Source organism: Brevibacterium sp. BDJS002, assembly GCF_028201555.1.
In the GTDB taxonomy this organism is placed as follows: Bacteria; Actinomycetota; Actinomycetes; order Actinomycetales; family Brevibacteriaceae; genus Brevibacterium; species Brevibacterium aurantiacum.
Window position 1 is genome coordinate 2,398,225 of sequence record NZ_CP116392.1, and the last position, 15,715, is coordinate 2,413,939.

11 protein-coding genes are annotated in these 15,715 nt (G+C 62.7%); 3 read left to right on the forward strand and 8 right to left on the reverse strand.

Going from position 1 to position 15,715, the window contains the following annotated elements:
* Positions 1 to 232: 232 nt before the first annotated feature.
* The 3 genes from PGC08_RS11285 to aspS all read right to left on the reverse strand — a co-directional run bounded on the left by PGC08_RS11285 (position 233) and on the right by aspS (position 5,294).
* The gene (locus tag PGC08_RS11285) at positions 233 to 1,846 is read right to left on the reverse strand and encodes a cation:proton antiporter family protein (RefSeq protein ID WP_241211272.1); all 1,614 of its coding nucleotides are present in this window, start codon (positions 1,844 to 1,846) and stop codon (positions 233 to 235) included.
* Positions 1,847 to 1,963: 117 nt separating this feature from the next.
* Complete coding sequence (locus PGC08_RS11290) at positions 1,964 to 3,511, reverse strand: replication-associated recombination protein A (protein ID WP_101638685.1); 1,548 nt, start codon at positions 3,509 to 3,511, stop codon at positions 1,964 to 1,966.
* Positions 3,495 to 5,294, reverse strand: coding sequence for an aspartate--tRNA ligase (gene aspS / locus PGC08_RS11295; protein WP_271708433.1), 1,800 nt, complete (start codon positions 5,292 to 5,294; stop codon positions 3,495 to 3,497). The genes PGC08_RS11290 and aspS overlap by 17 nt, the downstream gene beginning before the upstream one ends.
* 118 nt (positions 5,295 to 5,412) lie before the next feature.
* Between aspS and PGC08_RS11300 the strand changes: the two genes are divergently transcribed.
* Positions 5,413 to 5,787: an ArsR/SmtB family transcription factor gene (locus PGC08_RS11300; RefSeq protein WP_009881445.1), complete on the forward strand. Its 375-nt coding sequence runs from the start codon at positions 5,413 to 5,415 to the stop codon at positions 5,785 to 5,787.
* Positions 5,788 to 5,793: 6 nt separating this feature from the next.
* Here the strand turns inward: PGC08_RS11300 and hisS are convergent, their stop codons facing one another.
* Both hisS and PGC08_RS11310 read right to left on the reverse strand, forming a co-directional pair.
* Complete coding sequence (gene hisS / locus PGC08_RS11305) at positions 5,794 to 7,128, reverse strand: histidine--tRNA ligase (protein WP_009881446.1); 1,335 nt, start codon at positions 7,126 to 7,128, stop codon at positions 5,794 to 5,796.
* Between the two features lie 84 nt (positions 7,129 to 7,212).
* Positions 7,213 to 7,857 (reverse strand): MBL fold metallo-hydrolase, encoded by a 645-nt coding sequence (locus PGC08_RS11310; protein WP_035277963.1) that lies wholly within the window; start codon positions 7,855 to 7,857, stop codon positions 7,213 to 7,215.
* 119 nt (positions 7,858 to 7,976) lie between these two features.
* Between PGC08_RS11310 and PGC08_RS11315 the strand changes: the two genes are divergently transcribed.
* Entirely contained in the window at positions 7,977 to 9,329 is a 1,353-nt protein-coding gene (locus PGC08_RS11315; RefSeq protein WP_271708434.1) for a DUF349 domain-containing protein, read from the forward strand.
* 97 nt (positions 9,330 to 9,426) lie between these two features.
* The gene (locus PGC08_RS11320) at positions 9,427 to 9,987 is read left to right on the forward strand and encodes a hypothetical protein (RefSeq protein ID WP_101556300.1); all 561 of its coding nucleotides are present in this window, start codon (positions 9,427 to 9,429) and stop codon (positions 9,985 to 9,987) included.
* Between the two features lie 47 nt (positions 9,988 to 10,034).
* Here PGC08_RS11320 and PGC08_RS11325 read toward each other — a convergent pair whose 3' ends face one another.
* From PGC08_RS11325 to secD, 3 genes are read right to left on the reverse strand one after another with little or no spacing between them, the layout of a single operon-like run.
* The gene (locus PGC08_RS11325) at positions 10,035 to 12,335 is read right to left on the reverse strand and encodes a RelA/SpoT family protein (RefSeq protein WP_009881449.1); all 2,301 of its coding nucleotides are present in this window, start codon (positions 12,333 to 12,335) and stop codon (positions 10,035 to 10,037) included.
* A gap of 16 nt (positions 12,336 to 12,351) precedes the next feature.
* Positions 12,352 to 13,368, reverse strand: a complete 1,017-nt coding sequence (gene secF, locus PGC08_RS11330) for a protein translocase subunit SecF (protein ID WP_069600261.1) — start codon at positions 13,366 to 13,368, stop codon at positions 12,352 to 12,354.
* Positions 13,365 to 15,704: a protein translocase subunit SecD gene (secD, locus tag PGC08_RS11335; protein WP_236850413.1), complete on the reverse strand. Its 2,340-nt coding sequence runs from the start codon at positions 15,702 to 15,704 to the stop codon at positions 13,365 to 13,367. The genes secF and secD overlap by 4 nt, the downstream gene beginning before the upstream one ends.
* Positions 15,705 to 15,715 lie beyond the last annotated feature (11 nt).

Consider the following 15,715-nt stretch of genomic DNA (forward strand, 5'->3'; position numbering starts at 1 on the left):
GTTACGTGCTGGTGCTGGCACTGTATTACCTTTCATCAATATGGTGTGTCACGACTGGCCATAGGTTCTCGCCCGAGTCGAAACGGTTGTTTCCCAGGATGGGAAAGAGGGATTGAGCGTCGAGATACGCTCGCACCGACCGCCTTTAGCTTGCAGGCACAACAGCAACCTATCTTAGCGGAAGTCGGCGGGTCGGCGCAAAGCAGAGATGCCCCGAACACCGGCTGAAATCTCAGCCTTCGGCATGATCTGCATCACCGTCGGCTCGCCGGTTGCTCGGCAGCTGCATTGCCGCATCGGCGACTTCAGCTCCCGAACCGCTGTAGATGTTGACGACGGTATGCACACCTGCTCTGATGAACCGGTCGGCCTGGTCCTGGCGCTGCACGACTGCGGCGATGGCACCGTCGAAACCGGCGATGCGCAGCTGTTCGAAGGCAAACGTGTTCGAGTCGTGGATGGCCATGGCCAGGATGACTGTTCGAGCCGTACCGCCGACAACGAGCCGATGCCAGAACTCGTGGTCGGTGGCATCACCTTCGAGCACGTTGAACTCTTCGCGTTTGAGCTCCTCCACCACCAGGTGGTCGTTGTCCACCCCGATGACAGACAGCCCGCCGGTGTCGACCAGTCGCTCGTAGGCCCCGCGACCGATGCGGCCCATCCCCAGCACCACAACCTCGGCGTCACCGGTGTCGATCGCCCGATCCGGGGGACGCAGCTTGGCCTCATTCTCATCGGGCAGGATCTCATCGAGTCGAGCAACGATCTGCAGGCTGTAGGCATTGGCCAAAGACGAGATGATCATCCCGATCGCAACGGCCAAAGCAGTCACTGTCAGCCAACTCTCCTCGAACAGTCCGTTGCCTGCCCCGACCGCCACGACGATGAGCGCAAATTCGGAGAAGTTGCTCAGCGCCAGACTGGTGCGGATGCTGGTCCGATTGCGCAGACCGAAAAGTCGACCCATCAGGTAGAAGCTTGCGAAGTTGAAGGGCAGGAGGATCACACACAACAGCAGTGCCATGAACAGGTCGGCCCAGGTCGGGACCGCCTGAAGCCCGATGACGACGAAGAAGGCGACGAGGAAGAGCTCCTTGACGCTGAACAGCGACTTCGACAACTCGGTCGAACGCCGATGGCTGGCGAAGAGCAGCCCCATCACCAGCGCCCCTAGGTCACCGTGGATGCCGACAGATTCGAAGGCGAGATAGCCCGGCCCCAGAGCCATGACCACGCCGAAGAGCACCAGCAGCTCACCGCGGCCGACACGGTCAAGGATTCGACGTGCCACCCACGCCGCAGGAACCAGGAGAACGAGAGCGAAGGCCCAGGGACTCGGCGGCTCCTCCCCCGCCACGGTGATGAAGGCGACGGCGGCGATGTCCTGGATGACGAGGACCGCAATGGCGATCTGGCCATAGTAGGAACCGTCGTCGGAACGATCTTCGAGCACCTTGACGACGAGCACTGTTGACGAGAATGACAACGCGAATCCGAGCAGACCGATTGTTCCCAGGCCACCGTCGAGCGAAACGATTCCGACGACCGCGGCAAATCCGATCGTGCCGGCCCCGACGAGGACGCCGGAGATCATGTGGAGAACAGCCGTGCCATAGGCCTCGGGCTGCAGAAGGGAACGCAGGTCGAACTTCAGCCCGATGGTGAAGAGGAGCAGTACCACGCCGAGGTCGGAGACCTGTTCGATTCCATCGAAGGCGGAGAAGCCGAGGAAGTGCAGCAGGAAACCGGCACCGAGGAAACCGACCAACGGCGGAATGCGCAGTTCATACGCGACCAACCCCAGAGCCAGAGCGACGGAAATGGTGACGATGATGTCCTGCACGTCGACCCTCCTCGGCCCTACTGCGCCGACTCACCGACCCTGGCCGCGGCACGCTTTCACCCTGTGCACAAAACTACCGTGTCCGCAGGCTCAGCGCTAAGACATCCGTCGTTGAACTTAGGGGCGCAGCAGTCTCTGCAGCATCTCGAGTCGCTCCCCCAGGGACCGCTCCATACCGTTGCCGGTCGGTTCGTAGTAGCGCTTCCCGCGTAGCGTCTCGGGCAGGTACTCCTGAGCCGCGACCCCGTGCGGATGATCGTGGGAGTATTTGTAGCCCTCACCGTGGCCGAGCTCCTTGGCACCGGGATAGTGGGCGTCGCGCAGATGAGTCGGCACCTGCCCCGAGAACCCGTTCTTCACGTCGGCGATTGCCGCGTCGAGAGCCCGGTAGCTGGCGTTCGACTTCGGCGCCATGGCCAGATAGGTGACCGCCTCGGCGAGGGGAATACGTCCTTCGGGCATGCCGATGTTCTGCACGGCAGTTGATGCCGCGACCGCGATGGGAAGCGCCTGCGGATCGGCCATGCCGATGTCTTCGGCGGCCGAGATGACGACCCTGCGGGCGATGAAGCGAGGGTCCTCCCCGGCGACGATCATTCTGGCCAGGTAGTGCAGTGCGGCGTCGACGTCTGAGCCGCGGATGGATTTGATGAATGCGGAGACGACGTCGTAGTGCTGGTCGCCGTTCTTGTCGTAGCGCAGCACCGTTTCCGAGCTCGCCTCAGCACAGGCAGCCTCGGTGATGAGAATCGCGGTGCCTTCGGCTGGTGACGCCTCCGAGTCGTCGGTGTCGGCTGAATCTTCGGAGTCGGTTGAGTCCTCGATGTCTTCATCAGCGCCGATGTCTTCATCCGCGTCGGTGTCATCATCTGAGTCGACAGCAGAATCGTCACTGGCAACAGCCTCGGCGAACTCTGCCTGTGCGGCGGCGATGCCGGCTGCGGCTTCGAGGATCGTCAGGGAGCGTCTGGCATCGGCACCGGCGATGCGCACGATGAAGTCCTTCGCCGCCGGTTCGAGTTCGAACTGGCCGGCCAGTCCTCGTTCGCTGACGACTGCTCGGTCGAGGAGATCGGCGATGGCGGCGTCATCGAGTGGCCGCAGTGTGAGCAGGAGCGAGCGGGACAACAGCGGGGAGATGACGGAGAAGGACGGGTTCTCGGTCGTGGCTGCGACGAGGACGACGAGGCGGTTCTCCACGGCCGGCAGCAGTGCGTCCTGCTGTGCCTTGGAGAACCTGTGGATCTCGTCGAGGAAGAGCACCGTCGTGCGCTGGTACATGTCACGTTCACGCCTGGCGTTCTCGATCACCTGGCGCACGTCCTTGACCCCGGCGGTGATCGCGGAGAGTTCGACGAAGGTGCGCCCGGGTGCGTGGGAGATGACGTGAGCCAGGGTGGTCTTGCCGACCCCGGGCGGACCCCACAGGATCACCGAGGAGGCTCCGGCCCGGTCTCCCCCGCTGGCTTCGACGAGTTGAACCAGCGGTGAGCCGGGGAACGTCAGATGGTCCTGGCCGACCACCTCGGCGATGGTGCGCGGACGCATCCGCACTGCCAGCGGATCGAGGGCACGGCCCGAATCGGCAGAGGAACCGCCGACGCCCGGACCAGGGAGTCCCTGGTCCGGGCCGTCGGAGGAGAAGAGGTCAGGACCGTTGGTCATCAGCCTCGGCGTCGTCGTCTTCCGCTTCGAAGTCCACGCCGGCCTCGGCGCGCTGGGCGTCGGTGATCGGTGCGGGTGCCTGGGTGAGCGGATCGTATCCGGCACCGGTCTTCGGGAAGGCGATGACCTCGCGGATCGAGTCGACTCCGGCCAGCAGGGACACGATGCGGTCCCAGCCGAAGGCGATGCCTCCGTGTGGGGGTGCGCCGAACTTGAATGCTTCGAGGAGGAAGCCGAACTTCTCCTGTGCGTCCTCTTCCGAGATGCCCATGATCTTGAAGACGCGTTCCTGGACATCCTTGCGGTGGATGCGGATCGAACCGCCGCCGATCTCGTTGCCGTTGCAGACGATGTCGTAGGCGTAGGCCAGGGCAGCGCCGGGATCGGATTCGAGGGTGTCGAGGAATTCGGGCTTCGGAGCGGTGAAGGCGTGGTGGACGGCGGTCCATGACCCTTCACCGACGGCGACATCGCCCGCGGCCTGCGCTGCGGCTGCGGATTCGAAGAGCGGTGCGTCGACGACCCACACGAAGGCCCAGTCGCCTTCCTTGATCAGGCCGGTGCGCTCGGCGATCTCGTTGCGGGCGGCACCCAGCAGCGAGCGTGAGCTCGCAGGGTCACCGGCGGCGAAGAAGATTGCGTCACCGGGGTTAGCTCCGGCGGCTTCGACGAGGCCGGCCTTCTCATCCTCGGAGATGTTCTTGGCGACAGGTCCGGTCAGGGTGCCGTCCTCGGCCACGAGAACGTAGGCCAGGCCCTTGGCACCGCGCTGCTTGGCCCAGTCCTGCCAGCCGTCGAGCTGACGACGGGGCAGGGAGCCGCCGCCGGGGTAGACGACGGAGCCGACGTACTCGGACTGGAAGACCCGGAACGGGGTGTCCTTGAAGAACTCCGTGAGGTTGTGCAGTTCGAGCTCGAAGCGCAGATCTGGCTTGTCGCTGCCGTACTTCTCCATCGCCTCGGCGTAGGTGATGTGCGGGATCGGGGTGGTGATCTCGTGGCCGATGAGCTTCCACAGAGCCACGAGGATCTTCTCGGCGAGCTCGATGATGTCCTCCTGCTCGACGAAGGAGGCTTCGATGTCGAGCTGGGTGAACTCGGGCTGACGGTCGGCGCGGAAGTCCTCGTCGCGGTAGCAGCGTGCCATCTGGTAGTAGCGTTCCATACCGGCGACCTGCAGCAGCTGCTTGAACAGCTGCGGTGACTGCGGAAGCGCGTACCAGGAGCCGGGCTGCAGACGAGCCGGAACCAGGAAGTCGCGGGCGCCTTCGGGAGTGGACCGGGTCAGGGTCGGGGTCTCGATCTCGAGGAAGTCCTGCTCGTCGAGGACGTTGCGGGCTGCCCGGTTCGCTGCCGAACGCAGACGCATGGTCGCGGCGGGACCGGAGCGACGCAGGTCGAGGTAGCGGTAGCGCAGGCGGGTCTCTTCACCGACGGTGCCGGCATCTTCGGCATGGTCGGAAACCTGGAAGGGCAGAGCCTCGGCCTGGCTGAGGATCTCGACCTTCGTGTCGACGACCTCGATATCACCTGTGGGCAGGTTCGCGTTGGTGTTGCCCTCGGGGCGCAGGGACACGGTACCGGTGACCTTGACGACGGATTCGTTGCGCAGTGCGTGGGCATCGTCCTCACGGACGACGACCTGGACGATCCCCGATGCGTCACGCAGATCGATGAAGGCGACACCTCCGTGATCGCGACGACGGTCGACCCACCCGGAGAGGGTGACGGTCTGTCCTGCGTGTGAGGCTCGCAGGCTTCCGGTTTCATGGCTTCGCAGCACCTAGGGCTCCTTTACGATGTTTATGTGGCAGCGCGTGAACAATGATAGTCGCTCGCTGCATGTTTGCTGGCACGGCCCACTGCGGGCCGACTGCCGTGGGGACGATGAAGAGGATGACATGAGCACTGGTGGTACAGGCCCGGAAGATCCCGCCGCGGACTTGGGAGGTGACCCCACCTCGGCGCAGGTCGAGGTGGCAGCGGAGACGTTTCGCATGCTCGCCTCCGGGACGCGTCTGCGGCTGGTCTGGACCTTGGTCAATCAGGAACTCGATGTCTCTTCCCTCGCCGAGGCGATCGGTGCGGCAGTGCCCACCGTGAGTCAGCATCTGGCGAAGATGAGGTTGGCTGGCCTGATCTCCTCCCGCCGTGATGGGAGGCGGATCTTCTACACTGTCGATGACCCGCACGTGGTCTCCATGGTGCGAGAGATCTTCGAGCACATCGCCCCGGACGGATCCCTGGCACCCGACCCGCCTGTGAGCGATTCCTGAGGCTGATCAGTCGCGGTACACCCGTGGCTTGCGATCTGCCTCGACAGGCTCCCAGGTCGCCGGGTCTGCCGTGACCTGCTCGCCGGAGCGGATGTCCTTGATTTCGTGACCAGACTCACCATCGGTGAACCATACGAAGGGAATCCCCCGACGTTCGGCATAGCGGATCTGCTTGCCGAACTTCGCCGCACTCGGTGAGACCTCGCAGGCGATGTCGCGGGCACGCAGAGCGGTGGCAACCGCATCGGCTTCCCCGCGCTTGTCCTCATCAGTCACGGCGACAACGACGACCGAGGGTGTTCCGCGTGTGGCTTTGATGCCGCTGTTCGCATCGAGGATGAAGGCCATGAGGCGAGAGACGCCGATCGACATTCCGACACCCGGGTAGCTCTTCTTCCCCACCGTCACGAGCGAGTCATAGCGACCGCCGGAGGCGACCGAGCCGAGCTCTTCGTGCCCGATCAGCTGAGTCTCGTAGACGGCTCCCGTGTAGTAGTCGAGTCCGCGTGCGATCTTCAGCTGTGCCACGACAACGCCGGGGGCGCGCTCATGGGCGGCCCGGAGCATCGTGGTCAGAGAATCGAGGCCCTCCTCCAGCAGGGGGTGTTCGACTCCGAGCGCACGCACTTCGTCGGCGAAGTCCGGCGAATCCGATTCGATCGCGGCCAGGGCCAGGCACAGTCGCTGCTGTTCCTCGTCGGCCTCGGCTTCCGTGGCCAACAGTTTGCCCACCTCTGCGGGACCGATCTTGTCGTACTTGTCTAGGCAGCGCAGGACAGCCTGGATGTTGGTCAGCCCGATGCCACGAGCGAATCCTTCGAGGAGCCTGCGATCGTTGACGACGATCTTGACTCCGGGCACGCCCAAGGGCGCCAGCCTGCTGAAGGCATCGGCGACGGCAAGCGGAATCTCCACTTCGAAGTGTCCGGGCAGCTCCGCCTCGGCGATGACATCGATATCGGCTTGGATGAACTCGCGGTAGCGGCCCTGCTGGGGGCGTTCGCCGCGCCAGACCGGCTGGATTCGGGCGGCTTTGAAGGGGAAGGAGAGCTCGTTCGCGTTGTCGGCGATGAATCGTGCCAGCGGCACCGTGAGGTCGAAGTGCAGCCCCAGTGGATTGCGCTCCGTGCCTTCGGAGTGCAGGCGGCTGACGGCGAAGATCTCCTTGTCGATCTCTCCGTCTTTGGCGAGCTGGCTGATCGGTTCGACTGCCCGGTGGTTGAGTGCCGAGTATCCATGCAGCGCGAAGGTGTGGTCGAGGATGTCGATGATCGACTTCTCGATCACGCGTTCTGCTGGAAGTCGTTCCGGGAATCCGGACAGTCGGGCTGACTTCGCCATTGTTCTCCTTGGTGCTCTTCGTCTCTGGTGGGGTTCGGGTGCTGCCTGTGGTCGGTCGTCGCCGTCAGGGAACCTGGTTCAACTCTAGAAGAACGGGTTCGTCGTCAGCTCGTGACCGACTCGGGAGCCGGGACCGTGTCCAGGATAGATGGGAACGTCGGGAAGCGTCGCAAACGCCCGCAGTGATTCTGCCATCGCCGAGGCGTCTCCCCCTGGCAGGTCGACCCGTCCGATCGCTCCGGCGAAGACCACATCACCGGTGAAGATGATCTCCTCATCGTCGGCTTGGACTCGCAGGAGGGTCGATCCTTCGGTGTGCCCGGGAGCGGCCACAGCGGTGATCGTGAGACCGGCGACCTCCACGGTCTGGGCGTCGACAAGGGCGGTGACCTCGGGGGCGGACCAGCCTTCGACGAGTGGCTGCAGCATCTGAGCGAACTGCGGGCTGAGGGTTTCGGCTGGTTTGTCCAGGCGGTAGCGGTCGGCATCTCCCAGGTAGACGGGCACATTCCAGCGGCTGAGGACGTTGGTCAGGCCGAGGATGTGGTCGGGGTGGCCGTGGGTGAGGAAGACGGCGCTGGGCACCAGATCCTCCTCGGCGACGATTTCGGCAAGTCCCGGTGCGCAATCGAATCCGGAGTCGATAAATATGGCCTCATCATGGCCTTCGGCACGCACGGCATAACAGTTGACTTCGAGAAATTCGGCGCTGGTCACAAATACATCCATGCTCAAAGTCTATCCAGAGCCTGGGGCTTGGTTATGCTGGGATAACGTCAATCAGGAAATCGAGTGATCTGCAGGCACAGAGTCCTGCAGGTTCGACCGATGGAAACAAGGTGAGAATCATGTCGACCCCGACACCGAAGCCGGTCCCGCGCCCGTCCTCTCTGCCCCGCCCACAGGCGGCCCAGACAGTGACCGGGACAACCGTTGATCATGATGCGGAAGTCCGGCGCGCAGTCGAGCACGGTCGCGCGGATCAGGAGGGCAACGTCTTCGTCGTCACGGCCGACGGCGAGCGTGCGGTCGGGCAGTATCCCGATGCCACTCCCGAGGAAGCCTTGGAATACTTCGCCAAGAAGTACGTGGATCTCATGGAGAACGCGGCACTTCTGCGCAATCGACTCTCCGCCGGTGCCCCGGGTCGCGAGATCGTCTCGGCAGCGAAGACGCTGCAGGAGACCCTGCCCGAGGCCAACGTCGTCGGCGATCTCAAGGGTCTGTCCGCCACCTTGGACACCCTGATCTCAGATGCGCAGGCCACCGAGTCGAAGCAGGCTGCCCGTGCCGAGGCAGCCAAGCTCGAAGCCGCACAGGAACGTGAAGAGATCGTCGCCGAGGCTGAATCGCTGGCCAAGCGCGATCCCTCGAAGATCCAGTGGAAGCAGTCCGGAGCACGTCTGCGTGAGCTCTTCGGCCAGTGGAAGGACATGCAGCGCAGCGGTCCCCGACTGCCGCGTGCAGTGGACCAGGAGCTGTGGGGCCGCTTCTCGCAGGCTCGCAATACTTTCGAGCACAAGCGCAAGGAGTTCTTCTCCGAGCTCGACAAGCAGAACTCCGAGGGCAAACGCATCAAGGAGAAGCTCGTGGTCGAGGCGGAGTCGCTGTCGAACTCGACAGACTTCCGCAATGTGTCCCAGAAGTACAAGGACCTCATGAGCCAGTGGAAGAAGGCTCCGCGGGCCTCACGCAAGGACGACGATGCCCTGTGGGCTCGGTTCCGTGCTGCTCAGGACGTCTTCTTCGCCGCCCGTGATGCAGAGAATGCTGCCGTTGATGAGGAGTACAAGGGCAACCTTGTGGTCAAGGAGGAGATTCTGGCCAGAGCTCAAGGTCTGCTGCCGATCGGCGATATCAGTGTGGCGAAGAAGGAGCTGCGCGTCATTCAGGACGAATGGGAGGCTGCGGGCAAGGTTCCTCGTGCCGACGTCTCGCGCATGGAGAACGGACTGCGTGAGGTCGAACGTGCCCTCGCCGATGCAGAAGATGCTGAGTGGAAGCGCAGCAACCCCGAGACCAAGGCCCGCACGTCCGGTGCGCTGAGCCAGCTCGACGACTCGATTGCCGAGTTGGAGCAGAAGTACGAGAAGGCGAAGGCGGGTGGCGATGAGAAGGCTGTCGCTGATGCGCAGTCCGCACTCAATGCGCGTCGCGCCTGGCGTGACCAGCTGGCTCAGACCGCGGCTGAGCTGGACTGATTCGGCGTCCACAGCACCACGAGCATAAGTCGCGGTTTATCCACAGATTGACCCTGCGGCCTTGAACATCGCCTCCCTACAGCGCAATAGTGGCTGTATGGAGGCGATGTTTCATCTGCGCGACTACAGCTATGAACACCTCACGGAACTGACTCTTGACGGGCTGCTGACACGCCTAACCGAGTCCACCTGGGTGCGCAAGGGCGCTGTGCTCAACGCCGCGGACAGAATCACGGCGCTGCGTGCGCAGATCCCTCCACGTCTTGTGCTCTCCCATGACATTGCGTGGTGGGTCCACAGCGGCCTTGGCAGGGCCCCGAGTCCGCTGACGTTCATCACCTACCCCCGGCGCCGCTACGTCGACGGGGCCGATGTCGTCGTTCATGAACTCACGATTGCTGCGCACGAGTGGGAGCTCATCAACGATCTGCCCATCACGACACCGGAGAGAACGCTCTACGATCTGCTGCTTCCGCACTTGCGCAGTCCCGACGAATGGTCTGCTCAGACGGTGAGGAATCTCGTCGATGAACTCCCCGGCCAGGCCCGGCAGCAGTTCCGGCTGTATATGGCGGAGATGTCACGCCGACCCTACGTCGCTCATATGCGCACCGTCTTCGAACGCGCCTGCGCCGCCTCAGACCGCGACAGACGCTGACGTTGCCACCGTCGCTGACGTTGCATCCAGGCGCAGTGACGGCGGTGTCAGCCGCCGGCGATGCGGTAGACGTCGAAGACGCCTTCGACTTTGCGAACTGCCGAGAGCACGGTGTCGAGATGGCTCGCATCGCTCATCTCGAAGACGAACTTCGACTGGGCTACTCTGGCCCGTGAGGTGGCGACCGTGGCAGAGAGTATATTGACGTGGGTCTCGGTGAGCACCTTCGTGATGTCTGAGAGCAGACCGGAACGATCCAGGGCCTCCACCTGGATCTGAACCAGATAGATACCGCTGGTCGTCTCACCCCAGGAGACATCGACCATCCGCTCAGGCTCTCGCTCCAGAGAGGCGATGTTAGGACAGTCCACACGGTGGACGGATACTCCCGAACCGCGCGTGACGAATCCGAGGATCTCATCGCCGGGAACCGGTGTGCAGCATCGTGCCAGTTTCACCAGGACATCGTCGACACCTCTGACCGTGACTCCCCCGGACGACGAATGGTGTCCCGAGGACTGGCCGGTGCGATTGCGCGGCGACGGCGGCAACACGGTCTCATCATCGTCAACACCTCCGACCTCCTTGGCCAGCAGATCGACGACATGAGCCGCCGAGCTCACTCCATTGCCGATAGCAGCGTAGAGCGCGGACACATCTGGCAGCCGCAGCTCAGTGGCGACGACCTGCAGTGCCTCCTGGCTCATCAACGACGAAGCCGACAGAGTGTGGCGGCGCATTGCCCGCGCCAGCTGTTCGCGACCGTTCTCGATCGCTTCCTCGCGGCGTTCCTTCGAGAACCACTGGCGGATCTTGCTGCGTGCGCGGGGGCTCTTGACGAAGCCCAGCCAGTCACGGCTGGGGCCCGCATTCTCATCTTTGGACGTGAAGACTTCGACAGAGTCGCCGTTCTTCAGTTCGGTGTCGAGTGCGACCAGACGACCGTTGACTCGGGCGCCCATGGTCTTATGCCCGACCTCGGTGTGAACCGCGTAGGAGAAGTCGACAGGAGTCGCCCCCGCAGGAAGGCTCATCACGTCACCCTTGGGGGTGAACACGTAGACCTCCCTGGAGTTCACCTCATAGCGGAGATTGTCGAGGAACTCGTCAGGGTCGCTGACCTCACGTTGCCATTCCAGCAGCTGCCGCAGCCATGCCGCGTCATCGACTTCGCCGTCGTCGGAGACCTTGACCGAGCGAGCGGTATTCGACGTCACGGCCTTCGAGACGTTGCGTCGATCCTTGTACTTCCAGTGGGCGGCAACACCGAATTCAGCGCGGCGATCCATCTCATGGGTGCGGATCTGGATTTCCACGGGTTTGCCGTTCGGGCCGATCACCGTCGTGTGCAAGCTCTGGTACATGTTGTACTTCGGCATCGCGATGTAGTCCTTGAACCGTCCGGGGACTGGATTCCACCGGGCGTGCACGATGCCCAGCGTGGCATAGCATTCGCGAACGGTCTCAACGAGGACACGGACACCGACGAGGTCGTAGATGTCAGCGAACTCGTGCCCGCGCACGACCATCTTCTGATAGATCGAATAGTAGTGCTTCGGGCGGCCCGTGATCGCGGCTTGGATATTGGACTCCACGAGCTCGGACTGGAGTTCGTTGGAGACAGTGGCCAGGTACTTCTCGCGTTCGGGTGCCCTGTCCGCGACGAGCCGGACCACTTCGTCATAGACCTTGGGGTGGAGAACTTGGAAGGACAGATCCTCAAGTTCCCACTTGATCGTGTTCATGCCCAGTCGATGAGCCAGCGGCGCATAGATCTCGAGGGTCTCCCGAGCCTTCTTCGTACTCGACGAAGCGGGCACGAAACGCCACGTGCGGGCGTTGTGAAGACGGTCGGCCAGTTTGATCACGAGGACGCGGATGTCCTTGGCCATCGCGACGATCATCTTGCGCACGGTCTCAGACTGCGCAGCCTGACCGTAGGTGAGTTTGTCGAGCTTGGTCACCCCATCGACCATGGCTGCGACCTCGGGGCCGAATTCCTCGGTGAGCTCATTCAGCGAATAGGACGTGTCCTCGACCGTGTCATGCAGCAGCGCAGCGGCGAGGGTGACCGGCAGCATGCCGATCTCGGCCAAGATCGTGGCCACCGCCACCGGGTGGGTGATGTAGTCATCACCGGATTTCCGGGTCTGGCCACGATGAGCCTGCTCTGCGATCTTGTACGCCCGGACCACCAGGTCGATATCGGCCTTCGGGTGGTTGGACTGCAGTGCCCTGATCATCGGACCCAGGACACGGGGGTAGCCAGGGTTGTTCTGTGCCCTGGCCGCCCACCAAGCTAAGCGGGAGATGCCTCGCGGACGGCGCGAATCGGCGGAAGAAGCCATGACATCCCCTTTCTGCTCAGACCTCGGCGTGAATCACCGGTGGAACATCTTCTGCTCCATTCTTCAAGCGTAATTCACGCACGGCCTCTTCCTGCTCCTTGACTGCGGGTTCATTCGCCCGCAGCAGGGCGTAGAGAGGGCTGGCAACGAACAACGTCGAAGCTGCTGCCACAATCGTACCGATGAACAGCGACAGAGAGATGTCGACCAATGTGCCGGCACCCAGCAGGAACACACCGATGAACAGAATCGAGGCGATCGGCAGCACCGAGACGACCGAGGTGTTGATCGAGCGCACTGTCGTCTGGTTGATGCCGAGGTTGACCAGCTCGGAGAACTTCAGGTCGCGTTTGTCCTTGAACCGCGTCGTGTTCTCTCTGATCTTGTCGAAGACCACCACGGTGTCGTAGAGCGAGAAGCTCAAGACGGTGAGGAACCCAATCACGGCCTCGGGGGTGATCTCGAACCCTGTCGCGGAATAGATGCCCGTCGTCACGATCATGACGACGAACAGTCCCACGATCGCGGCCAGAGACATCTTCCAGGTCCGGAAGTACAGAGCCATCACGACCATGGCGATGCCGACGAAGATGACAAGGGCCCGAATCATCTTCTCAGTCACGTCTTGGCCCCACTCAGGACCGACGAACGTCGATGTGACGTCCTCTGCTTTAACGTCGTAGCCGCCTACGAGAGCGTCACGGACTTCCTGCATCTGGTCATCGCTGAGCTGGTTCGTCTCGATGCGCACCGCAGTGTCACTCGTCGGAGTCAGGCGCGGTTCAGAGCCCGGCACCACCTCAGAGACGAGATCTTCGCCCTTGGCAGGTGCAGTGTCTGAGACGTGGTCGACTTGGAACTGAGATCCGCCCTTGAAGGCAATACCGAAGTTGAATCCCGCGATCAACGGCACGAGAAGTGACAGGAGCACCAGGGCGCCGGAGATCATCAGCCAGAGTTTGGCCTTCCCGACGAAGGGAATCGACGACTCACCGTTGTGGAGCCGGTTGCCCCAAGCAAAGAACCGTTTCACTTGTCTGCCTCCTTGCCCTTGTCGGCAGATTCTTCGGCTGCCTTCTTCGCAGCCGCCTTCCGCTCCGCGATGGTGCCACCGGCTGGTGCCGGATTCGTCGCAGACTTCGTCTTCTTCTTAGGCTTCTTCTTGGGCTCCGCCTCGGTCGCCTCATCGGCTGGCTCGGCGGAAGCTGAGACCTCGTCGGAGTCGGAGGACTGAGGCTTCTTCGACCGTTTGGTCGTCGTCGTGCCGCGAGGCTGGCCCGAAGATTCTGATTCGGCACCTGCCTTCGACTTCGACGATGCGGACGAGGATTCAGTCGATGAGGATGTCGAATCGACAGTCGATTCTTCGGTCGATTCCGCCTCGGTGTCGGACGACATTCCTGCCTTCCGGGTTCGAGCCTTCTCCCGTCGGCGTGCCTCGGGTGACTTCTCGTCGTCATCGATGCTGAGGTTGAGCGCACCACGATAGGCGGCGGGCTTGACTCCCAGCAGACGCGGATCCATACCGGACATCGGATGGCCCTGGCCGAAGAACTTGGTGCGGGCGAGGACTTCCAACATGGGGTGTGTGAACAGGAAGACGATGAGCACGTCGATGATCACGGTCAGTCCCAGGGTGAAGGCGAAGCCTCGCACGGAGCCGACAGCCAAGATGTAGAGGATGACCGCGGCGAGCATGTTCACTGCCTTGGATGCCCAGATGGTGCGCTTGGCGCGGTCCCAGCCGACTTCGACTGCGGAGAGCAGATTTCGACCGCTGCGCAACTCGTCTCTGACTCGTTCGAAGTAGACGATGAACGAGTCCGCGGCCATGCCGATGCCGATGATGATACCGGCGACACCTGCCAATGACAGCCGGTAGCCGTATCGCCACGAAGCCAAGAGCAGCAGCAGATAGGTCAGCACACCGGCGACAACGAGGCTCGAGACTGTGACGAGTCCGAGCACCCGGTACTGCAGGAGCGAATAGATGACGACGAGGATGAGTCCGACGAGACCGGTGAGGAGACCGATGTTGAGGTAGTTGGAACCCAATGTCGGTGAGATCTGGTCCTCGCTCTGGACCTGGAAGCTCAACGGCAGGGAGCCGTTCTTGAGCTGATCGGCCAGGGTCTGAGCCTCGTCAAGGGTGAAGTTGCCTGAGATCTCGGCGTTGCCGTCGGTGATCGCAGCGTTCGATGACGGTGCCGAAAGCACATTCCCGTCAAGAGCAATGGCGAACTGGTTGTACGGCTGCTGCTTCCCGGTGATGTCCGAGGTGATCTGCTTGAAGATTTCGCGCCCGACGCTGTCGAACTTGAGGTTCACAGCCGGCTGGTTGGTCTGGACTCCGTTGGCGCCCGCCGCATAGCCGAAGTTTGCGTCCGCTAGGTGCTCGCCTGAGAGTTCGACGGGGCCCAGAATGTACTTGGCCTCTCCGTCCTTGCCACAGGCGACGACTGGTTCATCTGCTGGCTGCTGCTGTCCACCGGTCCGGTTCTTCGGATCGGTGCAGTCAAGCTCCGTGTACTTCTTGATGATCTTGTCGGTCTGCCATTCGTCGACGTCCTTCTCAGGATCGAAGAGTGGCCGCGGCGTCGAATCAGTGACCTTCGTGTCGTCGCCCTTAGCGGACCCGCTCTCTTCGGTCGCCTGTTCGCTGCTCGCTTCTCCGGATTTCTCAGCGTCTTTGCCTGCTGGTCCGGGAACGCTTCCACCGGCGTTGGCGACATCGCCACCAGAATTGGCGGCGTCGCTGCCAGACTTGGCGACTTCGCCGCCGCCTGCAGGTGCTTCTGCACCGCCCTGTCCGCTGCCATCGCCTTGCGCTCCGGCATCCGCCTGAGCGCCGGCGCTGCCACCGGTGAGTTCCTCGAGGCGTTTCTTCTGCTCGTCGGTGAGTCCCTCGGAGGGGTCCTGCTGTTCTTCCCCGCCGCCCTGCTCCTGTTCCTTCTGGATCTGCTCCTGGGAACGCGGGTCACCGACAAGGGCGACTCGACGGAAGACGAGCTGCGCGGAAGAACGAACCAGATTGCGTGTTTCCTCATCCGGATTGCCCGGCAGGTTCACAACAATGTTGCGGTCACCCTGAGTCGTGATCTCTGCTTCAGAGACACCGGTCGAGTCGACGCGCTGTCGAATGATCGACACAGCCTGGTCAAGCTGCTCCTTGCTGATGTCCGTGTCCTCCGATACCTGGGGTTCCAGGATGATCGAGGTTCCGCCCTCGAGGTCGAGAGCGAGCTTCGGCGTGGTTGTGGCATCAGACCACACGACGCCTGCGGCGATGATGCCGAGGAGCAGTGCAGTAACGATCCCCAGCCACACGAAGCGCAAACCAGGACGTGGCTTTTCTTCAATATCGGACACGTTTCAGCTTT

What these genes read in the sequence shown, in the direction of transcription:
- PGC08_RS11300 (WP_009881445.1), top strand. Translation starts at nt 5,413, where the DNA reads ATGAGCACTGGTGGTACAGGCCCGGAAGATCCCGCCGCGGACTTGGGA.
- PGC08_RS11310 (WP_035277963.1), bottom strand. Translation starts at nt 7,857, where the DNA reads ATGGATGTATTTGTGACCAGCGCCGAATTTCTCGAAGTCAACTGTTAT.
- hisS (WP_009881446.1), bottom strand. Translation starts at nt 7,128, where the DNA reads ATGGCGAAGTCAGCCCGACTGTCCGGATTCCCGGAACGACTTCCAGCA.
- PGC08_RS11290 (WP_101638685.1), bottom strand. Translation starts at nt 3,511, where the DNA reads ATGACCAACGGTCCTGACCTCTTCTCCTCCGACGGCCCGGACCAGGGA.
- PGC08_RS11320 (WP_101556300.1), top strand. Translation starts at nt 9,427, where the DNA reads ATGGAGGCGATGTTTCATCTGCGCGACTACAGCTATGAACACCTCACG.
- PGC08_RS11315 (WP_271708434.1), top strand. Translation starts at nt 7,977, where the DNA reads ATGTCGACCCCGACACCGAAGCCGGTCCCGCGCCCGTCCTCTCTGCCC.
- PGC08_RS11325 (WP_009881449.1), bottom strand. Translation starts at nt 12,335, where the DNA reads ATGGCTTCTTCCGCCGATTCGCGCCGTCCGCGAGGCATCTCCCGCTTA.